The following is a 4,353-nucleotide window of genomic DNA, read 5'->3' on the forward strand; positions in this document are numbered from 1 at the left end:
CCAAAGGGGTCCCCCCCCCCCCTCTTGCCCCTCCCTTCTCTTCTTTGCCCCGGGGTCCCCCCCCCCCCCCCCCCCCCCCCCCCTCCCCCCCCCCCCGCCACCTGCCCGCTCACTGACCACAAGCCGCCCGGGCGCACAGCCACGCCGTGTCGACGGTGCCCGGCTCACACTCGAACACCTCAGGCAGACCCGTATGGACTACCCGTCTGGGGAACGGGGACTCGCTGTCTGCCCCAGCCGCTACTGTGCCGCCGACGACACACAAGGGAGTCCTCATGAACTGGGCCTGGGCACAGACGGGACTGGTCGGCGTGTTCACGGCCTGGGTAGGCCTGGCTGTCTTCCGCGTGGTCACCATGCGCGCCGACGGCATGATCGAGGCGCTCACCCCGAAGTGGGCCGAGCGCATCTATTACCGGCGCCAGATGAAGCGCGACCGGCAAACCTACCTGCGCAGGCAGCCCCAGGGCCCGACCCCCTAGGCAGCGGCTCCGCCGTGTGAAGGGGGTACGGGTCGCGCCCGGCGTCTACGAACTCACCTGGGGCGTTCCCATATATGGGACACGTCGATCACCGGGGGCAGCACGGTTCCCGCATCCGGGAACCCCGCCCGGGCGCAGCAGCGCCGGGGTCGACGGCGTCCGGCCCGGCGGCGGGAGTGGAGTGGGCGCGGGAACCGGCAGGTCAGCGTCCACAAGCCGGTCGGCTATCCGTTACCGGGTCCGGGGGCCGCTTCCACATAGGGAACCGCTCTTACGGTGGGAGCACTCCCGTATCCACGGGTGAAAGCGATCCGCCTGGGCCTCTCGGGCTTCGCGCGGGAGGTGACCCGGTCCAGCGGGACTGAAGGGACCTGGAGGACGGGATCACGTCCACGAGAGGGCCGACACGGCGGCCTGCGCCGCCGTCACCGCGCGCGGCTCTTGCCGGTGGCGGGCGCGGCCTGCCGACGGTGCGCGGCGACGGCCGGCTCGGCGGGCGCGGCCTGGCCGGGGGCGGCGCCGGTGGGGGTGGTGGTGGAGCGGGAACGGGCGGCGGCGGCGGAGACGCGGGGGCCGTCGGGGACCGGGACGCCGGGCGGGGTGGTCAGGGCGCGCAGGACCTGGCCGACCATGCGGCCCGTGAGTTCGGCGGGCGGGCCCTGTTGCCAGGTCGTGGTGTCCACCAGGCCGGCCTTCAACCGCTCGCGTAGGCCTTGCTCGCCTTCCGGGCCGCGGGCGACGTGGGCCATGCGGGCCGCGAGGAGGGGCCAGGCCCGGGTGGAGACCAGCAGGGCCGTCTCCCGTTCGGAGCCGATGTGCTCGGTGGTGATGGCCACCAGCCGGCTGTTGGCCGCCGCGCCGACACCGAGTCGTTCAAGGGCGGCGCCCCGGTCGGACAGGTCCAGGTCGTTCGGTACGGCGAGGCCTTCGGTCAGCGGCCCCCACATCGCGCGGGCGTCCGCGCTCACCGCCACCGGCTCCCGGGCCGGGACGGGGTCGGGAACAGCAGGGGCGGGGGCGGGCCGTGCGGCGGGCACCCCGGCCGCGGCCGCATCTGCGGCTGCCGGGGCGGCGGCTCCGGGCTGGGCCAGGAGGGCGGCCACCGCCCGGTCGACGCCGGTGCCCTGGCCGTGCGCGGCCGTCAGGAACCCGGCGACGTCGATGCCTTGCCGGTCGAGGAGGGCCATCTTGGCGGCCATGTCCGGCCAGGCCGGGGAGGCGAGGATCGCGTCGCGGACCAGGCCCTCGGGCATCGTCTTGCGCAGCAGCTCCGCCCACCGGTCGGTGCCTTCCGCGCTGATCCGGGCCTGGTTGGCCTCGACCGCCCGGTAGACGGTCTGGGTGACCTGCCCGACCTGCGGGAGGAACGTGCTCAGGTCGACTCCGGCTTTCTGCAGCAGCACCAGCTGGCCGGCCATCGCGGGCCAGCCCGGATCCGCCGTCAGCCCTTCCAGCACGCCCCGGTCGAGGAGCGGGCGCAGCGTGTCGGCGGCCCAGCCCGGGGCGAGCTTCTCCTCCGCTTCGGTGAGTTCTTCCTCCTGGCCTTGGCGCAGTTTCTGAGCGGCGCGGCGCACCGCGTCGGAGATCGTCAGCAGCAGCCGGAAGGCTGTCGCGGCGGTCTGTGCCGCCTCGCCGAGGGCCTCGGAGAACGGTTCGGGCAGGGGCGGGTATCCGGACGTCATGAGCGGGGTCTCCCTCGGTGGGGCTCAGCGCGTACGGGAGGGGCCCGGGCGGTCCGGGCCCTGCCCCGGGCGCGGGCGGGGTGGCACACCGGTAACGGGCGGGACGGGCGGCAGGCCACGGTGCGGCCTGGCCGTCATGCGCGCGGTGCGCGACGTCGGCCCCGGTGCCGGGGCCCCGGCCAGGTGGGCCGCCTCCCGCAGCAGGACGGCCGCGTCGGCGGCGGCCTTCGCCTGCGCCCGGTACTCCTGCGCGCGGTGCCAGGAGGCGGCGGCCTCCACGGCCTCCACGAGCGCGAGCAGCAGCGTGAGCACCACCTGGGCGCCTCCGCCCCGCCCGGCGCGCGGCGCCCGCTCCAACGCGCGCGCCGACGCCCGCCAGCCGGCCCGCGCCCGGCCCTCCAGCGAGCGGGCCCCCGGGGCGCGGGCGGCCTGCTCGAAGGCGTCCGCCGCCGCCCTCACCCGGTCACGGACCAGGGCCGGGGCGTGCGCGGCGGCCACCGCCAGGAGGTCGCCCAGGGCGGCGACATCGCCCGCGCCCTCCGTCTGCCCCGCGCGGCCCAGCAGTGCGGACGCCTCCCGGATCCGCGCCTCGGCCAGCGCCCAGTCGGCCGGAGCGACATCGGGTTCGTAGCGGTCGCGGACCCTGGGCAGGGACAGGTCGTAGGCGAGCTTCGAACCCGGGAACCAGACCGGGCGCATGCCGCCGTCCGCCCGGTCACCGGGCAGCGCCACCGCATACCCGACGAGGACACCGGCATCGTCCCGGCGCTCGCGCACCCGCAGCCCCGCATCCCGCAGCCGCTCCAGGAAGTCCGCGTCGGTGCGGGCGAGCGCGGCGACCTGGCGGACGGTGCGCTGCAACGACTCCCGCGCGGTCTCCTGAAGGCCGCGCCGGGCCGCTTTCTCCGCCTCCCCGGTCACCGGCCGTCGGCGCGCGGTGCGGTCCAACGGCGACATCGGCGTAAGCCCCCAACGGGCCTCGAAGGCGCGGGCGGCGGTGTGCATGGCGAGGATGTCCCCGCGCATGCGCGGATGCCGGCCGTCCTGGCGGGCGAGGGTCGCGACGATGTGGATGTGGTCGGTGGCGTGCCGCACCGCGATCCACCGGCAGGCCCGCTCGTCCCCCCTTCCGGCGATCCCGGCCGCGGCCACCATGGCGGCGGCGACCTCCGCCCATTCGGCGTCCGACAGGAGCCGGTCGTCGGGGTGGTTGCGGACCGAGACGTGCCACACGTGCTCGCCCGGCCGCTCGCCGCGCAGGGCCTCCACAGGGGCGTCCAGGAGCAGCGCCAGATCCGCGAGCGTCATCCGCCCGGGCTCGCGGGCCGGGCACGACAGATCCGGATCCCAGCCCCCGACGAGATGTGGGTCGACGTGCTCGTCACGCTCGCCCGGACCGAAGAGGTAGTCCAGGAGATCGATCGTCGTCGAACCGCTCTCCGCCTTCTTCGGCATCACGCGCGCGGACGCCTCTCCCGCATCACCGCGCACGTCGCGGCGTCCACCCGCGCGACCGCCGCCAACACCTCCTGGAGCACGCCTTCGACCGCACCGGGCACGCCGGCGCCGGACGGCGCCTGGGGGGTCAGGGCCCGGAGCGCGGCGACCGTCTCCCGCAGATGCACCCGCGCCGCGACCAGCTCCCGCAGCACATCCCCGGCATCCCTGGAGACCGGCACCAACACCTCCTGCGCGACCGCCATCACCGCACGGCCCGCCCACGACGCCGGCGACATCCCCTCCCGACCGGCCGCCTGCCGGACCACCTCCAGCTCCGCGTCGTTGAACGACAGATTCACCCGCCGCCCCCGCGGCGCGGACGTCAGCCGCTCACGCCGCCGCACCCCCTCACCCATCCCCTCGACACCCACCGAAACACGCTCCCAAAACACCCGACGGACCCGGCGAATACGACCGGACCGAAAAGGGGGTCAGTCAGCCCGTACTGTTCCAGTACGCACTAACTGGCTGCCAATTTCTAATGCATGAAAAATCCTCCCAGCAGCCCGCACCCAGGCCACCGCGAAACCGGCCCACACACCCCGACACCACCCCAACCAGCGACACCCCACACCCCCCGACACCCCGCCCCCCAACCACCCCGGCCACACCAACCCGCGCCCGGGAAAACCGCACCAACCCCACCCACACACCCCGCCACACCCCCACACCCACCACCACACCACCCC

The 4,353-nt window shown here is 75.2% G+C and carries 4 protein-coding genes; 1 reads left to right on the plus strand and 3 read right to left on the minus strand.

Features of this window, described 5'->3' with window-relative positions; all coding sequences use genetic code 11:
• Positions 1–275: 275 nt before the first annotated feature.
• Positions 276–482 carry a hypothetical protein gene (locus tag ACZ5NJ_RS37650; protein ID WP_468771281.1) on the plus strand — a complete coding sequence of 69 codons (207 nt, stop codon included), beginning with the start codon at positions 276–278 and terminating at the stop codon, positions 480–482.
• A 425-nt stretch (positions 483–907) separates the two neighbouring features.
• On the opposite strand, the gene ACZ5NJ_RS37655 is transcribed toward ACZ5NJ_RS37650, so the two are convergent.
• The 3 genes from ACZ5NJ_RS37655 to ACZ5NJ_RS37665 are packed head-to-tail and all read right to left on the minus strand — an operon-like array spanning position 908 to position 4,035.
• Complete coding sequence (locus ACZ5NJ_RS37655) at positions 908–2,164, minus strand: hypothetical protein (protein ID WP_468771283.1); 1,257 nt, start codon at positions 2,162–2,164, stop codon at positions 908–910.
• Between the two features lie 24 nt (positions 2,165–2,188).
• Complete coding sequence (locus ACZ5NJ_RS37660) at positions 2,189–3,622, minus strand: mobilization protein (protein ID WP_468771285.1); 1,434 nt, start codon at positions 3,620–3,622, stop codon at positions 2,189–2,191.
• Positions 3,619–4,035, minus strand: a complete 417-nt coding sequence (locus tag ACZ5NJ_RS37665; protein WP_468771287.1) for a hypothetical protein — start codon at positions 4,033–4,035, stop codon at positions 3,619–3,621. Before ACZ5NJ_RS37665 ends, ACZ5NJ_RS37660 begins: the two co-directional genes overlap by 4 nt.
• Between the last annotated feature and the right edge of the window lie 318 nt (positions 4,036–4,353).

Source organism: Streptomyces sp. NPDC032091 (assembly GCF_055580265.1).

What these genes read in the sequence shown, in the direction of transcription:
- ACZ5NJ_RS37650 (WP_468771281.1), top strand. Translation starts at nt 276, where the DNA reads ATGAACTGGGCCTGGGCACAGACGGGACTGGTCGGCGTGTTCACGGCC.
- ACZ5NJ_RS37655 (WP_468771283.1), bottom strand. Translation starts at nt 2,164, where the DNA reads ATGACGTCCGGATACCCGCCCCTGCCCGAACCGTTCTCCGAGGCCCTC.